At 72.1% G+C, this 22,316-nt stretch carries 21 protein-coding genes; 12 read left to right on the top strand and 9 right to left on the bottom strand.

The features are described from left to right. Positions 1 to 139: 139 nt before the first annotated feature. Positions 140 to 685, bottom strand: coding sequence for a peptide deformylase (gene def, locus K4G64_RS29055; RefSeq protein ID WP_221758933.1), 546 nt, complete (start codon positions 683 to 685; stop codon positions 140 to 142). Between the two features lie 158 nt (positions 686 to 843). On the opposite strand from def, the gene K4G64_RS29050 reads away from it, so the two are divergent. The 5 genes from K4G64_RS29050 (at position 844) to K4G64_RS29030 (ending at position 5,463) form a co-directional block, all read left to right on the top strand. Then, positions 844 to 2,082 (top strand): MurT ligase domain-containing protein, encoded by a 1,239-nt coding sequence (locus K4G64_RS29050; RefSeq protein ID WP_030835363.1) that lies wholly within the window; start codon positions 844 to 846, stop codon positions 2,080 to 2,082. A gap of 23 nt (positions 2,083 to 2,105) precedes the next feature. Next, positions 2,106 to 2,834 carry a type 1 glutamine amidotransferase gene (locus K4G64_RS29045; RefSeq protein WP_221758932.1) on the top strand — a complete coding sequence of 243 codons (729 nt, stop codon included), beginning with the start codon at positions 2,106 to 2,108 and terminating at the stop codon, positions 2,832 to 2,834. A 203-nt stretch (positions 2,835 to 3,037) separates the two neighbouring features. Next, positions 3,038 to 4,063: a 6-phosphofructokinase gene (locus tag K4G64_RS29040; protein WP_221758931.1), complete on the top strand. Its 1,026-nt coding sequence runs from the start codon at positions 3,038 to 3,040 to the stop codon at positions 4,061 to 4,063. Positions 4,064 to 4,252: 189 nt separating this feature from the next. Continuing rightward, positions 4,253 to 5,203 carry a cytochrome c oxidase assembly protein gene (locus K4G64_RS29035; protein ID WP_221758930.1) on the top strand — a complete coding sequence of 317 codons (951 nt, stop codon included), beginning with the start codon at positions 4,253 to 4,255 and terminating at the stop codon, positions 5,201 to 5,203. An 80-nt stretch (positions 5,204 to 5,283) separates the two neighbouring features. After that, the gene (locus K4G64_RS29030; RefSeq protein WP_221758929.1) at positions 5,284 to 5,463 is read left to right on the top strand and encodes a hypothetical protein; all 180 of its coding nucleotides are present in this window, start codon (positions 5,284 to 5,286) and stop codon (positions 5,461 to 5,463) included. A gap of 29 nt (positions 5,464 to 5,492) precedes the next feature. Here the strand turns inward: K4G64_RS29030 and K4G64_RS29025 are convergent, their stop codons facing one another. Genes K4G64_RS29025 through K4G64_RS29010 form a run of 4 tightly spaced genes read right to left on the bottom strand, consistent with a single transcriptional unit; the run spans position 5,493 to position 9,544 of the window. Beyond that, positions 5,493 to 6,707, bottom strand: a complete 1,215-nt coding sequence (locus K4G64_RS29025) for a sensor histidine kinase (protein WP_221758928.1) — start codon at positions 6,705 to 6,707, stop codon at positions 5,493 to 5,495. Then, complete coding sequence (locus K4G64_RS29020; RefSeq protein ID WP_221758927.1) at positions 6,704 to 8,419, bottom strand: cation acetate symporter; 1,716 nt, start codon at positions 8,417 to 8,419, stop codon at positions 6,704 to 6,706. Before K4G64_RS29020 ends, K4G64_RS29025 begins: the two co-directional genes overlap by 4 nt. A gap of 10 nt (positions 8,420 to 8,429) precedes the next feature. Continuing rightward, positions 8,430 to 8,792 carry a hypothetical protein gene (locus K4G64_RS29015; RefSeq protein WP_221758937.1) on the bottom strand — a complete coding sequence of 121 codons (363 nt, stop codon included), beginning with the start codon at positions 8,790 to 8,792 and terminating at the stop codon, positions 8,430 to 8,432. A 2-nt stretch (positions 8,793 to 8,794) separates the two neighbouring features. Next, entirely contained in the window at positions 8,795 to 9,544 is a 750-nt protein-coding gene (locus K4G64_RS29010; RefSeq protein WP_221758926.1) for a LytTR family DNA-binding domain-containing protein, read from the bottom strand. A 121-nt stretch (positions 9,545 to 9,665) separates the two neighbouring features. Between K4G64_RS29010 and K4G64_RS29005 the strand changes: the two genes are divergently transcribed. The 5 genes from K4G64_RS29005 to K4G64_RS28985 all read left to right on the top strand — a co-directional run bounded on the left by K4G64_RS29005 (position 9,666) and on the right by K4G64_RS28985 (position 16,400). Continuing rightward, positions 9,666 to 10,181, top strand: coding sequence for an Lrp/AsnC family transcriptional regulator (locus K4G64_RS29005; RefSeq protein ID WP_221758925.1), 516 nt, complete (start codon positions 9,666 to 9,668; stop codon positions 10,179 to 10,181). 126 nt (positions 10,182 to 10,307) lie between these two features. Then, on the top strand, positions 10,308 to 11,129 hold the full coding sequence (gene ddaH, locus K4G64_RS29000; protein WP_221758924.1) for a dimethylargininase: 822 nt from the start codon (positions 10,308 to 10,310) through the stop codon (positions 11,127 to 11,129). After that, positions 11,126 to 12,379, top strand: a complete 1,254-nt coding sequence (gene rocD / locus K4G64_RS28995; RefSeq protein WP_260461117.1) for an ornithine--oxo-acid transaminase — start codon at positions 11,126 to 11,128, stop codon at positions 12,377 to 12,379. The genes ddaH and rocD overlap by 4 nt, the downstream gene beginning before the upstream one ends. Before the next feature lie 261 nt (positions 12,380 to 12,640). Then, on the top strand, positions 12,641 to 15,097 hold the full coding sequence (locus tag K4G64_RS28990) for a SpoIIE family protein phosphatase (RefSeq protein ID WP_221758923.1): 2,457 nt from the start codon (positions 12,641 to 12,643) through the stop codon (positions 15,095 to 15,097). A gap of 64 nt (positions 15,098 to 15,161) precedes the next feature. Further along, positions 15,162 to 16,400, top strand: a complete 1,239-nt coding sequence (locus K4G64_RS28985; RefSeq protein WP_221758935.1) for a PP2C family protein-serine/threonine phosphatase — start codon at positions 15,162 to 15,164, stop codon at positions 16,398 to 16,400. Here the strand turns inward: K4G64_RS28985 and K4G64_RS28980 are convergent, their stop codons facing one another. Beyond that, the gene (locus K4G64_RS28980; protein ID WP_221758922.1) at positions 16,401 to 16,856 is read right to left on the bottom strand and encodes an RpiB/LacA/LacB family sugar-phosphate isomerase; all 456 of its coding nucleotides are present in this window, start codon (positions 16,854 to 16,856) and stop codon (positions 16,401 to 16,403) included. A gap of 352 nt (positions 16,857 to 17,208) precedes the next feature. On the opposite strand from K4G64_RS28980, the gene K4G64_RS28975 reads away from it, so the two are divergent. Together K4G64_RS28975 and K4G64_RS28970 are read left to right on the top strand one after the other, a co-directional pair. Further along, on the top strand, positions 17,209 to 17,928 hold the full coding sequence (locus K4G64_RS28975; RefSeq protein WP_221758921.1) for a 1-acyl-sn-glycerol-3-phosphate acyltransferase: 720 nt from the start codon (positions 17,209 to 17,211) through the stop codon (positions 17,926 to 17,928). A 58-nt stretch (positions 17,929 to 17,986) separates the two neighbouring features. After that, entirely contained in the window at positions 17,987 to 19,018 is a 1,032-nt protein-coding gene (locus K4G64_RS28970) for an NAD(P)-dependent oxidoreductase (RefSeq protein ID WP_221758920.1), read from the top strand. A 69-nt stretch (positions 19,019 to 19,087) separates the two neighbouring features. On the opposite strand, the gene K4G64_RS28965 is transcribed toward K4G64_RS28970, so the two are convergent. The 3 genes from K4G64_RS28965 to ureG all read right to left on the bottom strand — a co-directional run bounded on the left by K4G64_RS28965 (position 19,088) and on the right by ureG (position 22,299). Then, positions 19,088 to 20,689 (bottom strand): alpha/beta hydrolase, encoded by a 1,602-nt coding sequence (locus tag K4G64_RS28965; RefSeq protein WP_221758919.1) that lies wholly within the window; start codon positions 20,687 to 20,689, stop codon positions 19,088 to 19,090. A gap of 168 nt (positions 20,690 to 20,857) precedes the next feature. Continuing rightward, complete coding sequence (locus K4G64_RS28960; RefSeq protein WP_221758918.1) at positions 20,858 to 21,625, bottom strand: urease accessory protein UreD; 768 nt, start codon at positions 21,623 to 21,625, stop codon at positions 20,858 to 20,860. Further along, positions 21,622 to 22,299 carry an urease accessory protein UreG gene (gene ureG, locus K4G64_RS28955; protein WP_221758934.1) on the bottom strand — a complete coding sequence of 226 codons (678 nt, stop codon included), beginning with the start codon at positions 22,297 to 22,299 and terminating at the stop codon, positions 21,622 to 21,624. Before ureG ends, K4G64_RS28960 begins: the two co-directional genes overlap by 4 nt. Positions 22,300 to 22,316: the final 17 nt, after the last annotated feature.

Genomic DNA, 22,316 nt, shown 5'->3' with positions numbered 1-22,316 from the left:
GCTTGCGGCGGCCGGGGACCGGGTGGGGGGTCCGGGGTTCTGAGCGTCGAGTTTCGGCTGACCGTCGGTGGGGGTTGTTCGCGCCCACGCGGCGGAGCCGCATATTGAGCACAGCCCCGCGCCCCTGAAAGAAGGCAACTCACGCCCACGAGCGCCAGGAGGCCCGGGCCACCTGGCGCATCAGTCTGCGGTGGCGCCAGCCCTTGAGATGGTCCGCGTAGATCCGGCCCTCCAGGTGGTCGCACTCGTGCTGCAGGCAGCGGGCGAAGAAGCCCGTGCCGTGGACGGTGACGGGTTCTCCCGTCACCGTGAAACCCTCGACCACCGCGTGGTCGTGGCGTTCCGTGCCCGCTTCCAGGCCCGGCAGGGACAGGCAGCCCTCCGGGCCCCGGATCACCACGCCGTCCTTTTCGGCCAAGCGGGGATTGATCACGTGGCCCACGTGGCGGACGTCCTCGTCGTCGGGGCAGTCGTAGACGAAGACCCGCAAGGCCTCGCCGACCTGGTTGGCGGCGAGGCCGACGCCCTGGGCGGCGTACATGGTCGCGAACAAGTCCTCGACGAGTCGGGCCAGTTCGGGGCCGAAGTCGGTGACCTCCGCGCAGGGGGTGTGCAGGACCGGATCGCCGTGCAGGGTGAGGGGTCTCACGCGGCCGTGGGCGCCGGGGATGGAGCTCTGTCGCATGGCGGCAAGAGTAAGGTCCTGTCGGTCCGCGTCTCCCACACGAGTTCGCCACAGTGCCGCGGTTCGGGAGTGCGAATGGATCTCGATAGGCTGAGGTCCACACCACGTGGCCGTCAGGCTTCAAGGCGCGGCGCGTACGCAAGGAGGATCGAGAACTGATGGCAGGCAACTCGGACCCGCTCTCGCCGCGGGCCAAGCTGGCCGTGACCGCGGGCAAGGCGGTCGCGGCGGCATCGCGCGCCGCAGGGCGCGGCAGCGGTTCGGTGATCGGCGGCCGGGTCGCGCTGAAACTCGACCCCGACCTCCTCGCCCGGCTCGCTCAGAACCTGGACGTGATCCTGGTCTCCGCGACGAACGGCAAGACCACCACCACCCGGCTCATCGCCGAGGCACTGCGCGCGGCGGGCCCCGTCGTCTCCAACGCGCTCGGCGCCAACATGCCGGCCGGCATCACCTCGGCCCTCGCCGGCAGCTCCGACGCCCGCTACGGCGTCATCGAGGTCGACGAGAAGTACCTCGCCGGCGTCGCCCGGGACACCGCCCCGAAGTGCATCGCCCTGCTCAACCTCTCGCGCGACCAGCTCGACCGGGCCGCCGAGACACGCATGCTCGCCGAGAACTGGCGGGAGGGGCTCGCGGGCTCCAAGGCCGTGGTCGTGGCCAACTGCGACGACCCGCTGGTGGTGTGGGCGGCGTCGTCCTCCCCCAATGTGATCTGGGTCGCAGCCGGGCAGATGTGGAAGGACGACGCCTGGTCCTGCCCGTCGTGCGGTGGCGTCATGCAGCGCCCGGGCGACGACTGGTTCTGCGGCGAGTGCGGCTTCCGCCGTCCCACGCCGAGCTGGGCGCTCTCGGGCGACCACGTCCTCGACCCGCACGGCTCGGCCTGGCCGATCCACCTCCAGCTGCCCGGCCGCGCCAACAAGGCCAACGCCGCCTCCTCGGCCGCCGTCGCCGCCGTGTTCGGGGTCCCGCCGCAGGTCGCGCTGGAGCGCATGTACCAGGTGCAGGCGGTGGCCGGGCGCTACGACGTCGTCCAGTTCCAGGGCCGTGACCTGCGGCTGCTGCTTGCGAAGAACCCGGCCGGCTGGCTGGAGACGTTCTCCCTGATCGACCCGCCGCCCACGCCGGTCATCCTCTCGGTGAACGCGCGCGGCGCCGACGGCACCGACACCTCCTGGCTGTGGGACGTGGACTACACGCGTCTGACGGGCCACCCGATCTGCGTCGTCGGCGACCGGCGACTGGACCTGGCGGTGCGCCTGGAGGTCGCCGACCAGCACTTCCAGGTCTACGAGAACCTCGACCAGGCCGTGGCGGCGTGCCCGCCGGGGCGCATCGAGGTCATCGCCAACTACACGGCGTTCCAGGACCTGCGCCGCCGCGTCGGCAACTGAGCACGAGACGTCAGGGGACTTTTGTGAGCGACAACCAACTGCGGGTCGTCTGGATCTATCCCGACCTGCTCAGCACCTACGGCGACCAGGGCAATGTCCTCGTCGTGGAGCGCCGGGCGCGGCAGCGCCGCCTGGACGTGGCCCGGCTGGACGTGCGCAGCGACCAGCCGATCCCGACCTCCGGCGACATCTACCTGATCGGCGGCGGCGAGGACCGGCCGCAGCGACTCGCCGCCGAGCGGCTGCGCCGGGACGGCGGACTGCAGCGGGCCGTGGAGAACGGCGCCATCGTGTTCTCCGTGTGCGCCGGCTACCAGATCCTCGGCCACGAGTTCATCAACGACCTCGGCCAGCGCGAGCCCGGCCTCGGCCTGCTGGACGTGGTGTCGACACGCGGCGAGGGCGCGCGGTGCGTCGGTGACGTGCTGGGCGACATCGACGCCCGCCTCGGCCTGCCCCCGCTGACCGGCTTCGAGAACCACCAGGGCGTCACCCACCTCGGCCCCACCGCCCGCCCGCTCGCCCAGGTGCGCTTCGGCAACGGCAACGGCACGGGTGACGGCACGGAGGGCGCGTACAACGACACCGTCTTCGGCACGTACATGCACGGGCCGGTGCTCGCGCGCAACCCGCTGATCGCGGACCTGCTGCTGAAACTGGCCCTCGACGTCAACGCGCTGCCGCCGACCGACGACCAGTGGTACGAGGCCCTCCGCAACGAGCGCATCGCGGCTGCTCAGCAGCCTGCCTGAGCGCGTCCGAGCAGCGTGCGGGGAGCACGCGTCAACCTGCTGGTCAACAGCCCGTCTGTCGGTCCATCCGCACAGGTGAGCGGGGTCGTCCAGCAGGCGGACGCGTGCTTCGGTCCGGCCCCTCGATGCCGCTAGGGTGGCGGGGATTCCAGCCGGACAACGTGGTCCGGTCCCCGGCCCACGTTGAGAAGGTATTTCGGGCTATGCGCATTGGTGTCCTCACGTCCGGCGGCGACTGCCCCGGCCTGAACGCCGTCATCCGGTCCGTCGTGCACCGTGCCGTCGTCGACCACGGCGACGAGGTCATCGGCTTCCGGGACGGCTGGAAGGGCCTCCTGGAGTGCGACTACCTCAAGCTCGACCTCGACGCGGTGGGCGGCATCCTCGCCCGCGGCGGCACGATCCTCGGCTCTTCCCGGGTCCAGCCCTCCCATCTGCGGGACGGTGTGGAGCGAGCCAAGGGCCATGTCGAGGAGCTCGGCCTCGACGCGATCATCCCCATCGGCGGCGAGGGCACGCTCAAGGCCGCCCGGCTGATGTCGGACAGCGGTCTGCCCGTCGTGGGCGTGCCGAAGACGATCGACAACGACATCGCGGTCACGGACGTCACGTTCGGCTTCGACACGGCCGTGGGTGTGGCGACCGAGGCCCTGGACCGGCTGAAGACCACCGCCGAGTCCCACCAGCGGGTCCTGGTCGTCGAGGTCATGGGCCGGCACACCGGCTGGATCGCGCTGCACTCCGGCATGGCGGCCGGCGCGCACGCCATCGTGGTGCCCGAGCGGCCCTTCGACATAGAGGAGCTGACCCGGCGGGTCGGCGAGCGGTTCGAGGCGGGCAAGCGCTTCGCGATCGTGGTGGCGGCGGAGGGGGCCAAGCCTCGCGCCGGGACCATGGAGTTCGACGAGGGCGGCAAGGACATCTACGGGCACGAGCGGTTCGCCGGGATCGCCCGGCAGCTGTCCGTGGAGCTGGAGGGACGGCTGGGGAAGGAAGCCCGGCCGGTGATCCTCGGGCACGTGCAGCGGGGCGGTACGCCGACCGCCTACGACCGGGTGCTGGCCACGCGGTTCGGGTGGCATGCGGTGGAGGCCGTGCACCGCGGGGAGTTCGGGCAGATGACGGCGCTGCGGGGCACCGACATAGTGATGGTGCCGCTGGCCGAGGCCGTCAAGACACTGAAGACCGTGCCGGATGAGCGGTACGAAGAGGCGGAGACTGTTCTCTGAGGTTTCTGCAGTCGGCCGGGTGCGGGTGGTTTGTGGCTTGTCGCGCCCACGCGGCGGAGCCGCATATCAAACACAGTCCCGCGCCCCTGAGGCGTCGTACCGCCCCCGGTCGTATCCGCGACCGGGGGCGGTTCTACTCTTGTGGGCGGACAGACTGCTGCACACCCCCACGAAACAGGAGCCGGCGGAATGGATCACAGCGGGCACGGCATGACCATGGATCTGCCGCCGTTCACGCTGGGGCGAGGGCTGGAGTGGTCCACGGACTCGTTCTTTCTCGTCGCCTGCCTGGCCGGGCTCGCCCTGTACGGGTGGGGTGTCGTGCGGCTCGTCCGGCGGGGGGACAAGTGGCCCGTGGGACGGACGGTCGCCTTCACCATCGGCGTGCTGAGCATCGTGCTCATGATGTGCACCCGGCTCAACGACTACGGCATGGTCATGTTCAGCGTGCACATGGTGCAGCACATGGTCATCAGCATGGTGTCGCCCATCCTCATCCTGCTCGGCGCGCCCATCACGCTGGCGCTGCGGGCACTGCCGCCGGCGGGGCGGGGGCGCAAGGGGCCGCGTGAGTTGCTGCTGATGTTCCTGCACAGTCGGTACATGCGCATCGTCACGCATCCGGCGTTCACGATCCCGCTGTTCATCGCGAGCCTGTACGGGCTGTACTTCACGCCCCTCTTCGACACCCTGATGGGCTCTAGGGCGGGCCACATCGCGATGATGGTGCACTTCCTCGCCGTCGGCCTGGTGTTCTTCTGGCCGATCATGGGCGTCGACCCGGGCCCGCACCGCCCGGGCTATCTGATGCGCATGCTGGAGCTGTTCGCGGGCATGCCGTTCCACGCGTTCTTCGGGATCGCGCTGATGATGGCGTCCGAGCCGATGGTCGAGACGTTCAAGAACCCGCCCGGCTCGCTCGGCATCGAGGCGCTGTCCGATCAGAACGCGGCGGGCGGCATCGCGTGGGCGTTCAGCGAGATCCCCTCCGTGCTGGTGCTGGTCGCCCTGCTGTTCCAGTGGTACGCCTCGGACCAGCGGCAGGCCAAGCGCACGGACCGGGCCGCCGACCGCGACGGGGACAAGGAACTGGAGGCGTACAACGCCTATCTGGCCTCGCTGAACGCGCAGGGGCGCTGAAGACCTCTTAGGTACGGGCCGTGCGCGCCGGGCGTCCGCCGGGCACCATGGAGGGACCGAACCATGAGGAGGGTGTTGCGATGCCCGGTTCCACGAACGGTTCCAACGCTACGAAGACCATGGGAGCGCTCACGCTGGGCGGGCTGGTCGTGGTGACGGCCTACACGGTGGCGCTCGGCAGCAACGGCTGGCTGTGGTTCGGCTGGGTCGTGCTGGGGCTGATCACGCTGGGACTGGTGGTCACCACGCGCAGCACCTGACGGCTCGTCCTGCCGGCCGGTGGGGCGGCTCACTCCCTGGTCAGACGCCCCGCCGAGTGCACGCCCGGCTGGTATTTCGGGAGCCGGACGGTGATCTTCATGCCGGCTCCCGTGGCGGTCTCGATGACGAGCCCGTGGTCGTCGCCGTAGACCTGGCGGAGCCGGTCGTCGACGTTGGAGAGGCCGATGCCGCCCGAGGGGCTGATCTCGCGGGCGAGGATGCGGCGGAGCAGGCCGGGGTCCATGCCGGCACCGTCGTCCTCGATGACGACGAGGGCCTCGGCGCCCGCGTCCTGGGCGGTGATCTGGATGTGGCACTTGCCGGAGGGCACGGCCTTGCCCTCCAGGCCGTGTTTGACGGCGTTCTCGACGAGCGGCTGCAGGCACAGGAACGGCAGGGTCACCGGCAGCACCTCCGGCGCTATCTGGAGGGTCACGGACAGGCGGTCGCCGAAGCGTGCCCGTACCAGCGCCAGGTAGTGGTCGATCGCGTGCAGTTCCTCGGCGAGGGTGGTGAAGTCGCCGTGCCGGCGGAACGAGTAGCGGGTGAAGTCGGCGAATTCCAGGAGCAGCTCGCGGGCGCGCTCGGGGTCGGTGCGGACGAACGAGGCGATCACCGCGAGCGAGTTGAAGATGAAGTGCGGGGAGATCTGGGCCCGCAGCGCCTTGATCTCGGCCTCGATGAGGCGGGTGCGGGACTGGTCGAGGTCGGCCAGTTCCAGCTGGACCGAGACCCAGCGGGCCACCTCGCCGGCGGCGCGGACGAGCACCGCGGACTCACGGGGCGCGCAGGCGACGAGGGCGCCGTGGACCCGGTCGTCGACGGTGAGCGGGGCGACGACCGCCCAGCGCACCGAGCAGTCGAGGCTGTCGCAGGTGAGCCGGAAGGCCTCGCCGCGGCCGGTCTCCAGGGAGCTCGCGAGGCGTTCCATGATCTCGGTGCGGTGGTGGGCGCCGTCGCCGTCCCAGACCAGGACCTGCCTCAGATCGGTGAGGCAGAGGGCGTCCGTGCCGAGCAGGGAGCGCAGCTTGCGGGCGGACTTGCGGGCGGTCTCCTCCGTCAGGCCGGACCGCAGCGGGGGCGCGGCGAGGGACGCCGTGTGCAGGGTCTCGAAGGTGGCGTGTTCGACGGGGGTGCCGAGGCCGGCGAGGCTGTTGGCCCGGGCGGTGCGGCGGCCGAGCCAGACTCCGAGGGCGAGCACCGGGAGCACGGCGACGCACAGGCCGGCCAGGAACCCGCTCATGCCGTCACCTCGGTGCGCAGTTCCTCGGGCAGGTGGAACCGGGCCAGGACCGCCGCGGTACCGGGCGGGACCCGGCCGGGGGTGGCCAGGGACACCAGGATCATGGTGAGGAAGCCCAGCGGCACCGACCACAGCGCGGGCCAGGCGAGCAGGGCGTGCCCGGCGGCGCCCTCGCCCGGGTAGCCGGCCATGGTCGCGGCGACGGCGAGCAGGGCGGAGCCGCCGCCGACCAGCATCCCGGCGGCGGCGCCGGGCGGGGTCAGCCGCCGCCACCAGATGCCCAGGACGAGCAGCGGGCAGAACGAGGACGCCGAGACGGCGAAGGCGAGCCCGACGGCGTCGGCGACCGGCAGTCCGCCGACCAGGACGCTCGCCGCGAGGGGCACGGCCATGGCGAGGACCGTTCCGAGCCGGAAGTGCCGTACGCCCCGGGAGGGCAGGACGTCCTGGGTGAGGACGCCCGCGACCGCCATGGTCAGGCCGGAGGCCGTGGACAGGAACGCGGCGAAGGCGCCGCCCGCGACCAGTGCGCCCAGCAGGTCGCCGCCCACTCCCCCGATCATGCGGTCGGGCAGCAGGAGGACGGCGGCGTCCGGGTCTCCGGTGAGGGTGAGTTCGGGGGCGTAGAGGCGGCCGAGCGCGCCGTAGAGGGGTGGCAGGAGGTAGAAGGCGCCGATCAGGCCGAGGACCGCGACGGTGGTGCGGCGGGCGGCGACGCCGTGCGGGCTGGTGTAGAAGCGGACGACGACGTGCGGCAGGCCCATGGTGCCGAGGAACGTGGCGAGGATCAGCCCGTACGTGGCATACAGCGGGCGTTCCTCGCGGCTCTCGGCCTGCGACGGGGAGAGGTCGCCGCCGCCGCTGCGCTCGGCCCGGGGGACGGGGGCGCCCGCGGGGAAGGTGAGGCGGGTGCCGCGTTCGATGCGGTGGGTGCCGGCGGGGAGTTCGAGGCGGGTGCCGGTGTGCGTCCGGCCGTCGACGGTGCCGGTCACCGCGACGCTCAGGGGCCGTTCGAGGGTGAGGTCGATGCTGTCGTCGACGCGGACGACGCGCTGTTCGCGGAAAGTGGCCGGTGCGTCGAAGGCGTGCCGGGGTGCTCCGTCGCTCTGCCAGGTGAGGACCAGGAACAGGGCGGGGACGAGCAGGGCGGTGAGCTTCAGCCAGTACTGGAAGGCCTGTACGAAGGTGATGCTGCGCATGCCGCCGGCGGCGACGGTGGCGGTGACGACGACGGCGACGATCACGCCGCCGAGCCAGTCGGGCGCCCCGGTCAGCACGGTCAGGGTCAGTCCGGCGCCCTGGAGCTGGGGCAGCAGGTACAGCCAGCCGACCCCGACGACGAAGGCTCCGGCCAGCCGCCGCACGGCCTGGGAGGCGAGGCGGGCCTCGGCGAAGTCGGGGAGCGTGTAGGCGCCGGAGCGGCGCAGCGGGGCGGCGACGAAGAGCAGCAGGACCAGGTAGCCGGCGGTGTAGCCGACCGGGTACCAGAGCATGTCGGGCCCCTGGACCAGGACGAGTCCCGCTATGCCCAGGAAGGAGGCGGCGGAGAGGTACTCGCCGCTGATGGCGGCGGCGTTGAGGCGTGGGCCGACGGTGCGGGAGGCGACGTAGAAGTCGGAGGTGGTGCGGGAGATGCGCAGCCCGAAGGCGCCGACGAGGACCGTCGCGACGACGACGAGGGCGACGGCGGGGATGGCGTAGCTGGAGTTCATCGGTGGGGCTTCAGCGGTCTTCCACGAGGCGTATGAAGTCGCGTTCGTTGCGCTCGGCCCGGCGGACGTACCAGCGGGCGAGCAGGACGAGGGGGGCGTAGAGGCCGAAGCCGAGGACGGCCCATTCCAGGCGGCGGGTGTCGGGCATCGCCGCGAACAGCAGCGGGAGCGGTCCGACGAGCAGGCCGAGGACGGCGAACACCGTGAGGGCGGCGCGCAGTTGGGTGCGCATCAGAGAGCGGACGTAGGTGTGGCCGAGGGTGGTCTGCTCGTCGATCTCGGTGCGCGGGCGGTAGTAGCCGGAGGAGGCCCGGCCGCTCTGCCTGGGCGGTCCGGTGACGACGACGCGGCGTTCGGTGTGGTCCGGGGGCACGGTCACGGCCTCCTCATGAGCAGGTCGCGCAGTTCGCGGGTGTGGCGCCGGCTGACCTGGAGCTCCTCGGAGCCGACGAGGACGCTGACGGTGCCCGCGTCGAGGCGGAGTTCACCGATGTGGCGCAGGGCGACGAGGTGGCGGCGGTGGATGCGGACGAAGCCGCGGGTGCGCCAGCGCTCCTCCAGGGTGGACAGCGGGATGCGGACCAGGTGGCTGCCCTTGAGGGTGTGCAGGCGGGCGTAGTCGCCCCGCGCCTCGACGTGGGTGATGTCCTCGACCGCGACGAAGCGGGTCACGCCGCCGAGCTCGACGGGTATGTGGTCGGGGTCGGGTTCGTGCACGGGGATCCGCGGGGCGGCGCCGCGCAGTTCCGCTGCCCGGCGGACGGCCTCGGCGAGCCGTTCCTTGCGGACCGGTTTGAGGACGTAGTCGACGGCCTTGAGGTCGAAGGCCTGCACGGCGAAGTCCTCGTGGGCGGTGACGAACACGACGAGCGGCGGCCGGGCGAAGCCGGTGAGCAGCCGGGCGAGGTCGAGGCCGTCGAGGCCGGGCATCTGGATGTCGAGGAAGACGACGTCGATGGCTTCGGGCCCGCCGGGACCGGACTCCAGGGCGCGGTTCATGCGGCGCAGCGCCTCGGTGGCGTCGCCGGCGCCCTCCGCGCTGGCCACGCGGGGGTCGGCGTGCAGGAGGTAGAGCAGTTCCTCCAGGGAGGGGCGTTCGTCGTCGACAGCCAGGGCGCGCAGCATGACCCGGAGTGTAGGGGTGATCCGTACGTCTGGACATGTGCCGGACGTGGACGTATCCGCTGGGTACGGTGCTCGCGTCCGGCCGGGCGCGGGCGGGGGTGCCGGTGGATACAGTGCCCGCATGAGCAGCAGGTCCACGGCGTTCGACGAGCTCGACCGGAAGATCATCACAGCGTTGATGGCGAACGCCAGGACGTCGTTCGCGGAGATCGGCACGGCGATCGGGCTGTCGGCCACGGCGGTCAAGCGGCGGGTCGACCGGTTGCGTGAGACCGGTGTGATCACCGGGTTCTCGGCGACGGTGAAGCCGTCGGCGCTGGGCTGGCGCACGGAGGCCTACGTCGAGGTGTACTGCGAGGGCGCGGCCCCGCCGCGGCGACTGGCGGAGGTCGTGCGCGACTACCCGGAGATCGCGGCGGCGATGACCGTGACCGGCGGCGCGGACGCGCTGCTGCACGTGCGGGCACGGGACGTGGAGCACTTCGAGGAGGTGCTGGAACGGATCCGGCAGGAGCCGTTCATCCGCAAGACGATCAGCGTGATGGTGCTGTCCCATCTGCTGCCGGAGAGTCCGGAGGCCGGGGCGAGTCAGCCGGCCCCCGAGAGCGTCGCAGGCGGCGCAGCAGACGTGCGCTGAGCGACGACAAGACGCAGCGTTCCTGCGTGAACGCGCAATCTTTGTTTCTTGTCGGGCACCCCCGTCAGTTCCTACCGTTGTGTCAACCCCCTGTCACACACCGTGAGGAAGCGGAGGGACCCCTCTGTGCCCGAATCCCGTGTGCCGCGCCGGCGGCGCTACCTCGTCTGCGAACCCAGACACTTCGCCGTGCAGTACGCGATCAACCCGTGGATGCATCCCGACGAACCCGTCGATGTCCTGCGCGCCCTGGACCAGTGGCAGGCGCTGGTCGACACCTACCGTGCCCACGGCCATACCGTGGACAGTGTGAAACCCGTCCCGGGCCTGCCCGACATGGTGTTCGCCGCGAACGCGGCGGTCGTCGTGGACGGCCGCGTCTTCGGCTCGCTCTTCCACGCGCCCGAGCGCCGTCCCGAGTCCGTGCCGTTCGAGGCGTGGTTCAAGGCGGAGGGCTACGAGGTCTACCACCCCGAGTCGGTGTGCGAGGGCGAGGGCGACCTGGTCCCGGCCGGCCGCTGGATCCTGGCCGGGACGGGCTTCCGTACGACCCGGGAGGCCCACAGCGAGGTGCAGGAGCACTTCGGGACGCCGGTGATCAGCCTGACGCTGGTGGATCCGTACTTCTACCACCTGGACACGGCGCTGTTCGTCCTCGACGAGGAGAACATCGCCTACTACCCCGAGGCGTTCTCGCCGGGCAGCCGTGAGGTGCTGGCCCGGCTGTACCCGGACGCGGTGCTCGCCACTCGCGAGGACGCCATGGCGTTCGGGCTCAACTCCGTCTCCGACGGGCGCCATGTGTTCATCTCGCCGGGGGCGACGGGTCTCGCCGAGCAGCTGGCCGACCGTGGCTACGTCCCCGTCCCCGTCGACCTGTCCGAATTCCAGAAGGCCGGTGGCGGCATCAAGTGCTGCACCCAGGAGATCCGGGAGATCCGCTCATGACCGCACCCGTCCGCACCGAGGACTCGCAGGGGGACCGTGGCTCGCGGGAGACCCGTGGCTCGCAGGAGCTGATCCGCGCGGAGGAACCGGTCCTCGCGCACAACTACCACCCGCTGCCGGTGGTCGTCGCCCGCGCCGAGGGCACCTGGGTGGAGGACGTGGAGGGGCGGCGCTACCTCGACATGCTCGCCGGATACTCGGCCCTCAACTTCGGCCACCGGCACCCGGCGCTGATCGAGGCGGCCCATCGTCAGCTCGACCGGTTGACCCTCACCTCGCGCGCCTTCCACAACGACCGGCTCGCCGAGTTCGCGGAGCGGCTGGCCGCGCTGACGGGCATGGACATGGTGCTGCCCATGAACACCGGCGCGGAGGCGGTGGAGAGCGGCGTGAAGGTGGCCCGCAAGTGGGCCTACGATGTCAAGGGCGTGCCGGCGGACCGGGCGACGATCGTGGTCGCGGCGGACAACTTCCACGGGCGTACGACGACGATCGTCAGCTTCTCCACGGACGAGACGGCCCGGGCGGGCTTCGGGCCCTTCACACCGGGTTTCCGGGTGGTGCCGTACAACGACCTGGCCGCGATGGAGGCGGCGGTCGACGAGACGACGGCGGCGGTGCTGATCGAGCCCATCCAGGGCGAGGCCGGGGTGATCATTCCCGACGACGGCTACCTCGCCGGCGTGCGGGAGCTGACCCGCCGCAAGGGCTGCCTGTTCATCGCGGACGAGATCCAGTCCGGGCTCGGCCGCACGGGCCGCACGCTGGCGGTCGAGCACGAGCCGGTGGTGCCGGACGTGCTGCTGCTGGGCAAGGCGCTGGGCGGCGGGATCGTGCCGGTGTCGGCGGTGGTCGGGCGCCGGGACGTGCTCGGGGTGCTGCATCCCGGGGAGCACGGCTCCACGTTCGGCGGCAATCCGCTGGCGGCGGCGGTCGGTACGGCGGTGGTGGAGCTGCTGGAGACGGGCGAGTTCCAGCGCCGGGCGGCCGAGCTGGGCGTGATCCTGCGCGCCGGTCTGACGGGGCTGGTCGGCAAGGGCGTCGTCGGGTTCCGCTCGCGCGGCCTGTGGGCGGGCGTCGACATCGACCCCGCGCTCGGCACCGGCCGTGAGATCAGCGAGCGCCTCATGCGGGAGGGGGTCCTGGCGAAGGACACCCACGGCTCCACGATCCGCCTGGCTCCACCGCTCACCATCACGGCCGAGGAACTGGCGGGGGCACTCGCGGCGCTGGAGAAGGCGCTGGGGTAAGGGGCCCGGGTGCGGGGGCAGGGGCGGAGGGCTCGACACGGGCCGGCCGCCCCTGCTCGATGTGCCCCTCCGGGGGCCCGGACCAGGGAGGACACCTGGACCCGCCGGGTCTCCCCCTCGACTTCTGCCTCGGAAACGGAACGGTGCCTGAACCACTTCCCCTCGCCCCGACCGGCCCTCCACAAGCCGCCCCTCCGTGCCAGAAGGGTGAAGATTGGGGCAAGAGGTGGTAGACCACTCTCAGCGACAGAGAGGTCGGCCGTGGGCGCAGACGAGGTGTACGGCGTTGCCCGGCAGCGGTTCGACGTGGCCGACGCGGCGCCCCTGTTGCTCGATCCACAGGGCGTGGTGGCGGGCTGGACCAGCGGTGCCCGGCGCCTGCTGGCGTACCCGGCGTCCGAGGCGGTCGGCAGGAAGCTGGCCGACCTGCTGGCCGCCGAGGACGCCGAGCGCGTGCCGGACCTGGTCGAGCGCTGCCGCAGGGACGGCGGCTGGACGGGACTGCTGACGGTCCGCCGCCGGGACGGGCACCCCGTGAAGGTCGCGGCGCGGATCACCTCGGCCGAGGAAGTGAACGGCTGCTCGCGCTGGCTGATGCTGCTGTCGGAGCTGGCGGACGCCCCCGGCTGGAACATGAGCCGAGCGGTCCTGGAGCAGATGGTGGCGGGCGCCCCGGTCGGTATCGCCATCGTGGACACGGACCTGCGCTTCGTGTGGTCGAACGCCGCCCTGGAGCAGTTCGGCGGCGGTCCGGCGCCGCGCCGGCTCGGGCTGCGCTTCGCGGACGTCCAGCCGGGCATGGCCGGGCAGGCGGTCGAGGCCCAGATGCGGCATGTGCTGGAGACCGGCGAGGCGGTGGTCGGCTACGAGCACGTGGGCCACGTCCGTTCGGCCCCGCTGCGCGAGACGGCGCACATGCTGTCGTTCACCCGGCTCGAGGACGACCGGGGCCATCCGATCGGCGTGTACTGCACGGTCGTGGACATGACCGACCGGCACCGTGCGCGGCAGCGGCTGGCGCTGCTCGACCGGGCCGGCGAGAGCATCGGCCGCAGCCTGGATCTCACGTGCACCGCGCAGGAGCTCGCGGACGTGGCCGTGCCGGGGCTGGCCGACTTCGTCACCGTGGACCTGCTGGAGTCGGTGCTGCGGGGCGCCGAGCCGGCCCCCGGCCCGCTCGCGGACTCGGAGGAGCCGGTGGAGCTGCGCCGCGCCGGCTACCGGTCCGTGCAGGACCTCGCGGAGGCCGTCATCGAGATCGGCGAGGTGGTGGCCTTCCGGGCCGGGACGCCGCCCTTCCGCTGTCTGGCCACGGGACGGTCCTGGCGTGCGGAGCGGCTGGATCCGCTGACCCGGGACTGGACCACGGACACCCCGAGCGGCCGCCGGGCCACGTTCCGGGAGCTGGGGCTGCACAGCGTGATGAGCGTGCCGATCCGTTCGCGCGGCACCACCCTGGGCATCACGACCTTCTACCGGCGCCACGACCGGGAGTTCTTCGACGAGGAGGATCTGCGGCTGGCGGAGGATCTCGTCGCCCGCGCGGCCGTCTGCGTGGACAACGCCCGCCGCCACACCCGTGAGCGGGACGCCGCGCTCGTTCTGCAGCGCAGTCTGCTCCCCCACCGGCTGCCCGAGCAGGACGCCGTCGAGGTGGCCGCGTGCTATCGGCCGGCCGACGAGCTTACCGGCCTCGGCGGCGACTGGTACGACCTCATCCCGCTGTCCGGGGCGCGTGTCGCGCTGGTCGTGGGCGAGGTGCCCGGGCACGGCATCGACGCCGCCGCGGCCATGGGACAGCTGCGGACCGCCGTACGGACCCTGGCGGCTCTGGATCTGCCGCCGGAGGAGGTGCTGGCGCACCTCGACGACCTGGTGGCGCGGTCGGCTCGGGAGGAGGGGGCGGAGCCCGGGACGATGGGCTCCGCGGGCACGCAGAGCGTGGGCTCCGGGTGCTTGTACGTCGTCTACGACCCGGTCGACGGCGGGTGCTCGATGGCCGCGGCGGGGCATCCGGCCCCGGCGGTGGTGATGCCCGACCGCTCGGTCGTGTTCGTCGACCTGCCGCAGGGGCCGCCCCTCGGCGTGGGCGGACCGCCGTTCGAGGCGGTCGAGCTGCCCCTGGCGGAGGGCAGCACGCTCGCGCTGCACACCGACGGCCTGCTGGCCCGGGGCGAGACCTGGGCCGTCGACGCGGGCCGGGAGCGGCTGCGCCAGGCGCTGGAGCGGTCGGGCCCGCTCGAGTCGTACTGCCGGTCCGTGGTCGACGCGCTGGTCCCGGCCCGCCCGCACGACGACGTGGCCCTGCTGATGGCGCGGACGAAACGTCTCGGCACCGGGCAGGTCGCGGACTGGGAGCTGCCCTCGGACCCGGCCGTGGTGGCCGACGCCCGCCGCATCGCCACCCGGCAGCTGGCGCACTGGGGCCTGGAGGAGCTGGCCTTCACCACGGAGCTGGTGGTGAGCGAGCTGGTCACCAACGCCATCCGGTACGCCACCGGGTCCATCCGGCTCCGGCTGATCCGGGAGCGTGCCCTGGTCTGCGAGGTCCTCGACGGCGGCGCCACCGCGCCCCATCTGCGCCATCCCCGTACGACGGACGAGGGCGGGCGCGGGCTGCTGCTGGTCTCCCAGCTCACGCAGCGGTGGGGCACCCGGTTCGTGCCCGAGGGGAAGATCATCTGGGCCGAGCAGGCCCTGACGGACCTCCCGGAGTGAGGCCGGTAGGTTCTCTCATACCATGCGAAACTGGTGTGATCCCGGCAGCGGTGAGGCGGCGGCCATGGCGGAGACGGCGATCGACTACGGTGCGGTGTTCAAGGCCCTGCCCGGCATGGTGGCGCTCCTGACACCGGAACTCATCTACGCGGACGTCAACGAGGAGTTCGTCCGCGTCTCCGGCCGCTCGCGCGAGCAGCTCATCGGCAAGTACCTGTTCGACGTCTTCCCGGACAACCCCAACGACCCGGCCGCCACGGGCATGCGCAACCTGGAGGCCTCGCTGTACCGCGTCCTGGCCACCGGGGAGCGCGACACCATGGCCCTGCAGCGCTACGACGTCGAGGACCCGGAGCGGCCGGGCGAGTGGTCGAAGCGCTACTGGAGCCCGGTGAACGCGCCGCTGCTCGGCTCCGACGGCAAGGTCGTGCTGATCCTGCACCGCGTGGAGGAGGTCACGGAGCTGATCCGGGCCCGGGGCGGTTCTCCGGGGAAACCGAACAGCCGGGCCCGGGTGCTGGAGGCCGAGCTGTACACCCGCGCCCGTGAGCTGCAGGAGCTCAACGAGCGGCTGCGCCAGGCGCACTCCCGGGAGCGGGAGGTGGCACTGGCCTTGCAGGAGGCGATGCTGCCCGCGCCCCGGCAGGTCCGCAATCATCCGGCCGCCGTCCGGTACCGGCCCGCCGTCGGGGCGCTCAATGTGTGCGGTGACTGGTACGACCTGGTCGACCTGGTGGGCGGCGACCGGATCGGCGTGGCCGTGGGCGACGTGGTCGGACACGGGCTGGAGGCGGCAGGTGTGATGGGCCAGCTGCGCAGTGCGCTCAGCGCGGCCTCCCGGGTGGCCGCGGGGCCGGCCCAGGCCCTGGACGTGCTGGGGCGCTACGCGCACGTGATCAACGGGGCGGAGTCGGCGACCGCCGTGACGACCTTCATCGACTGCGACCGCCACGTCATCACGTACAGCAGCGCCGGCCATCCCCCGCCGGTGCTCGTCCACGCGGACGGGCGCACGGAGTTTCTCGACCAGGCCACGGACACGCCGCTGGACGCCCGCCCGGACCCGATCCCGAGACCCCAGGCCGTCACGACGTTCACGCCGGGCGCCACGCTCGTGCTGTACACCGACGGTCTGATCGAACGGCGTCGCGAGGACATCGACACGGGTCTGGAGCGGCTCGCCGGCACCCTGCGGGAGCATCGGGACCAGGACCCCGAGAGCCTCGCCGACACCGTTCTGCTGGAGTTGCTGCCGCCCGGCGGCGCGACCGACGACACCGCGCTGATCATCGTGCGGCTGTGACTACAGGCGGGTCTTGCCGTGGTCGAGCAGCCGGACGCGGTCCACGTTCTGCCGGTCCTCGGTGTCCGCGCTGGGCTCGCCGGCGAACCAGGCGTCGAGGATCTCCGTCAGCAGCGGCTCCGAGGTCAGCCTCAGGCTGAGCGCGAGCACGTTGGCGTCGTTCCAGCGGCGTGCCCCGTCGGCCGTGTAGGCGTCCGTGCACAGGGCGGCCCGCACGCCGGGCACCTTGTTCGCGGCGATCGAGGCGCCCGTGCCGGTCCAGCAGCACACCACCGCCTGATCGGCCGTGCCGTCGGCGACCTCGCGGGCCGCGGCCTCGGAGCACACCGCCCACTGCGGGTCGTCGTCGGGGCGCAGCGCGCCGTGCGGGCTCACCTCGTGCCCCCGCTCGCGCAGGGCGGCCACGAGGGAGCGGGCGACGGGTTCGTCCATGTCGGAGGAGACAGAGATCCGCATGCCTGGCAGGTTACTCGCCGGAGCGGCGGGGGCCAGGGCCCACAGCAGCCGTCTCCCGGCAAGAGCCACCGGCCCGCCACGCACCCCCGCTATCGCGCCAGGTCACCCGTTCGGCTTGCCCGTCACTCGGGCGGCGCAGCACGCTGGTCCCGCGGTCCTCCCCAGCCGCATGAGCACCACCGGACGCCGACGCCTGACTGACCATCAGTCAATTGGCGAAGGATCTGTGCGGTCCGTCCGCACGAGGTGCCCGGTGGCCGTGCCTGCACCTACACTGGCACCCCACGACATGCCGGTTGACCTGCTGGAACGCGGCGGTTGAGTCCACCGCGAGAGTCGAGGAGCGCCCGCTTTGTTCTACTACCTGCTGAAATACGTATTGCTGGGCCCGCTGCTGAGACTCGTCTTCCGGCCTCGAATTGAGGGCTTGGAGCACGTTCCCTCGGAGGGCGCCGCCATCGTCGCCGGGAACCACCTGTCGTTCTCGGACCACTTCCTGATGCCCGCGATCCTCAAACGGCGCATCACCTTCCTCGCGAAGGCCGAGTACTTCACGGGCCCGGGCCTCAAGGGCCGCCTGACGGCGTTCTTCTTCCGCAGCGCGGGGCAGATCCCGGTCGACCGCTCCGGCAAGGACGCGGGCCAGGCCGCGATCCGCGAGGGCCTCGGCGTGCTGGGCAAGGACGAGTTGCTCGGCATCTACCCCGAGGGCACGCGCTCGCACGACGGCCGCCTCTACAAGGGCAAGGTCGGCGTGGCGGTCATGGCACTCAAGGCCGGCGTCCCGGTGATCCCCTGCGCGATGATCGGCACTTTCGAGGCCCAGCCGCCCGGCAAGGTCATCCCGCACATCCGCCGGGTCGCGATCCGCTTCGGCGAGCCCCTGGACTTCTCCCGCTACGAGGGCATGGAGAACGAGAAGGCCATCCTGCGCGCCATCACGGACGAGATCATGTACGCCATCCTCTCCCTGTCGGAGCAGGAGTACGTCGACCGGTACGCGGCGGTGGTGAAGGCCGAGGAGGCAGCCGCCGCCAAGGAGCGGAAGTTCCGGCGCATGCCCCTCGGTTGAGCTCTGCTGTCGGCAGAGGCAGGTTCCCCGGTCGCCCCCGGCGATCTACGGTCGCGGCATGAGACGTGCTGTGGTGATCGGGGCGAGCGGGCAGATCGGGAAACCGGCGGTGGCGGCGCTGGCGCGGGACGGCTGGGAGGTGACGGCCGCCTCGCGCGGCGGTGGCCGGCACGAGAGCTGGCCCGGCGAGGTGCGGACACGACGTCTGGACCGCGACGACGACGCCGCGCTCGGCGCCCTGATCGGTGACGGCTGCGACCTCGTGGTCGACCTGATCGCCTACGGAGCCCGGCACGCACGGCAGTTGACTCGTCTGGCCGACCGGATCGGTGCGGCCGTGGTGGTGTCGTCCGTGTCGGTGTACGAGGACGGCAAGGGCCTCGGCTTCGACACCATGGGCGAGCCGGACGGGCTCCCGCAGTACCCCGTACCGATCCCGGAGGACCAGGTCACGCTCCCGCCGGGGGACGCCACGTACAGCACCCGCAAGGTGGCCCTGGAGCGTGAACTGCGCGCGGTGGGCGACCGGTTGCCCACCACCGTGCTGCGCCCGGGCGCGATCCACGGGCCGTACAGCCCGCTCCCCCGCGAGCTGTACTTCGTCAAGCGCAACCTCGACGGCCGGCGATGGAGGGTGCTCGCCTTCCGCGGCGAGAGCCTCTTCCACACGTCGGCGGCGCGCAACATCGCTGAACTGATCCGGCTGGCCGCGGCCCGGCCCGGCTCTCGGGTGCTCAACGCCTGCGATCCGCTGCCGCCGGCCGTGTCGGAGATCGGAACCGCCGTGGACGCCGCCATGGGGGTGGAGACCGAGACCGTCCTGCTGGACGGGCCGCCGCGGGAGTCCGTGGGCGGTACGCCCTGGTCGGTGGAGCATCCGGTGGTGTGCGACATGTCCGCCGCGGAGCGGGAGCTGGGGTACCGGCCGGTCGTGTCCTACCCGGAGAGCCTGCCCGAGACGGTCGAGTGGCTCGTCCGCCGGCTGCCCGGGCAGGCTTGGCGGGAGGCTTTTCCCACCCTGGCCCGCGCCTACCCGTACCTCTTCGACTACGCGGCGGAGGACGCCTGGTTCGCGGCCCGGCAGGCATGAGGGAGGGGTATGAGGAAGGGGCGGCCGGTGTCCCGGCCGCCCCTCACCACCGAACGGAATCGGCGACGCCTACGGCTTCGGCGTGGCGTGCGGCGCGCAGGTCACGTCGGCGCCGTCCAGCTTGCCGGTGAGCAGGTAGCTGTCCACGCGGGGGTTGATGCACGGGTTGACCAGGCCGGTGACGCCGTGGGAGCCCGCGTCCTTCTCCGTGATCAGTCGGGAGCCCTTGAACCGCTTGTGCAGCTCCACGGCGCCCTCGTACGGGGTGGCCGCGTCCCGCTCGGACTGGACGATGAGCACGCCGGGCAGGCCCTTGCCGGTCTTGACGTTCACCGGCGTCTGCTGCTTGGCCGGCCAGGTGGCGCACGGCAGGTTCATCCAGGCGTTGGCCCAGGTCATGAAGGGGTGCTCCTGGTGGAGCCGGGTGTTGTCCCGGTCCCACGTACGCCAGCTGGTGGGCCACTTGGCGTCGGCGCACTCGACGGCGGTGTAGACGGCGTTGCCGTTCTCCGAGGACGCGTTGCCCGCCGTGTCGGACAGGTCGGGGGCGGCGGCGTCGACGAGCGCCTGGGTGTCGCCGGCGACGTACTTGCTGAAGACCGAGGCGGTCGGCGCCCAGGCGGAGTCGTAGTACGGGGCGCTCTGGAAGAAGGAGATGAGTTCGGCCGGGCCGACGACCCCGCCGATGGGGTTCTTCTTCGCGGTCGCGCGCAGCTCCAGCCACTTCGCCTGGACGGCGGCGCGGGTGGTGCCGAGGTGGTACGTCGCGTCATTCTGCGCGACCCAGTCCTGCCAGTCCTTCCAGCGGCCCTCGAACGCGACGTCCTGGTCCAGGTTGGCCTGGTACCAGATCTTGTCGCGGGAGGGGTTGACGACGCTGTCGACGACCATGCGGCGCACGTGGCCCGGGAAGAGCGTGCCGTAGACGGCGCCCAGGTAGGTGCCGTAGGAGACGCCGAGGAAGTTGAGCTTCTTCTCGCCGAGGGCGGCGCGGATGACGTCGAGGTCGCGCGCGGTGTTCGGCGTGGTCATGTGCGGCAGCATCGCGCCGCTGCGCTCCTGGCAGCCCTCGGCGTACTCGCGGGCCAGCTTGCGCTGGGCGAGCTTGTCGGCCTCGGAGTCGGGCACCGGGTCGGCCTTGGGCGCCTTGACGAACTCCTGCGGGTCGACGCAGGAGATGGGCGCCGACTTGCCGACGCCGCGCGGGTCGAAGCCCACGAAGTCGTAGGCCTTGGCCGCGTTGGCCCAGACGGCGTTCTTGTTGGTGACCCGGGTCGGGAAGCGCAGCCCGGAGCCGCCGGGGCCGCCGGGGTTGTAGACGAGCGCGCCCTGCCGCTCGACCTTCGTGCCGGTGTTGCCGATGCGGTCGACGGCGAGCTTGATCTGCTTGCCGTGCGGCTTGGCGTAGTCGAGCGGCACGGTGACGTACCCGCACTGGATCGGCTTGGCCAGGTTCCAGTCGGCGGGGCAGTCCTGCCAGTCGATGCCGGCCTTCGCGGCCCGGGCGGCGGCGATCGCGGCGCCCCGCGCCTCGCGGTCCTGGCCGTAACCGCTGCCCGCGCTCGCGTTCGCGGTGGGCGCCGCGACGGCGCCGGCTATCAGCGTGGCCGTGACGAGCGCGCCGGCCGAACCGAGCGCCGCCACCCGCTTCTTCGGTCTCGAACCCCTCAAGGGGGACCTCCCCGTACCTCGTTGAGATCAGTACGGGGGATCCTTCCTGTTGTGAGGTCCCTGACAACAGAGTCGGACGCCCTTCTTTGCCAATCCGATAAACGGAGAGACCGTGCTGCTCTACGGACGCAGGGGCCTTCTGCGCGGATCCCGCAGAGGCCCCGGGGCCTACGGGAGCGACGCGAATGCCTCGTCGAGCAGGCGCCGCAGCCTGAGGGCGTCCGGCGCCACCGCGGTCACCAGCGCGGCGGGCCCGGCGAGCGGCACGACCGAGGCCCCCTCCCCCAGCACCGTCGCGGCCACCGGCTCGGCGGCGAACTCCGGGCGGACGAAGATCAGTTGCCCGACGGCCCGTTGTCCCGCCAGGACGGCGGGCCCGTCCCAGCCGCCCGGCGCGCCGGGCCCGCAGGCCAGTTCCTGGTCGAGTACGGCTTGCCCGGCGACCCGCACGCTCAGACGGCTCGTGAGCCGCCCGGGTTCCTCACCGGCGCGTCCGAGTACCTGCTCCTCGCGCAGCACGAGCCGGGCGGTGGAGGCGAGCTCGACACGGGTGGTGACGTACAGGTCGCTGCCCTGGGCGGAGATCAACTGCTCCGGCAGCCAGTGCAGTTCGCCGTGATCGGCGACGTCGAGCCGGACGTCGTAGCGTGCCTCGCCCTTCGCCTGTCCGGGCAGCGCGATGGTGGCGGCGGCCGACCCGACGGACAGCCGCGCCCGCTCCTCCACCCGTCCCTCCACGGTGAAGTGGTCACCGCCGAGCGGCCCGCTCATCGCGCCGACCAGCATGACCCGGGCCTCGGAGCCGGTGGCCCGGGTGCGCCGCAGCGCCAGGGGGCCGTCGCTCTCCAGCACGGGCAGCGAGGTCCCGCCGCGCCCGTCGTCCCGGGCGACGATCCGCGCGAGGGACCGCACCCCGGCCCCGGTACGCACGTTCACGCGGCCCACGCGGCGAGCTGCGCACGCACCCACGCGGCGACGTCCGCGACCCCGGACTCGCTCCGCAACGACTGGAAGACGACGGGCAGTTCGGCGCGCTGCGCCTTGGCGTCGGCGGCCATCCGGGCGAGGTCGGAGCCGACGTAGGGGGCGAGGTCGGTCTTGTTGACGACGAGCAGGTCGGCGGTGGTCACGCCCGGCCCGCCCTTGCGCGGGATGTCGTCACCCCCGGCGACGTCGATCACGAAGATCTGCGCGTCGACGAGCCCCTTGGAGAAGGTGGCGGTGAGGTTGTCGCCACCGGACTCCACGAGCACCAGGTCCAGCGGCCCGACCGCGTCCTCCAGGTCCTCCACCGCTTCCAGGTTCGCGGAGATGTCGTCGCGGATCGCGGTGTGCGGGCAGGCGCCCGTCTCCACGGCGGTGATCCGCTCGGGCGGCAGCACCGCCTCGCGGAGCAGGAACTCGGCGTCCTCGCGCGTGTAGATGTCGTTGGTGACGACGGCGAGGGCCAGTTCGTCCCTGAGCGCCCGGCAGAGCGCGGCGACGGTGGCGGTCTTGCCGGATCCGACGGGGCCGCCGAGTCCGATGCGGAGCGCTCTGCGGGTGCCGTCGGGGCGGTGGGCGTCCGCGCTGAGGGCGGTGGAGGCGCTGTGGTGGTGATCGAGGTGCATGTGCGGCTCCTTGGGGG

Origin of the sequence: Streptomyces sp. WAC04114 (genome assembly GCF_019733245.1) — a bacterium.
In the GTDB taxonomy this organism is placed as follows: Bacteria; Actinomycetota; Actinomycetes; order Streptomycetales; family Streptomycetaceae; genus Streptomyces; species Streptomyces massasporeus_A.
This window is presented reverse-complemented; position numbering and strand designations above follow the sequence as displayed.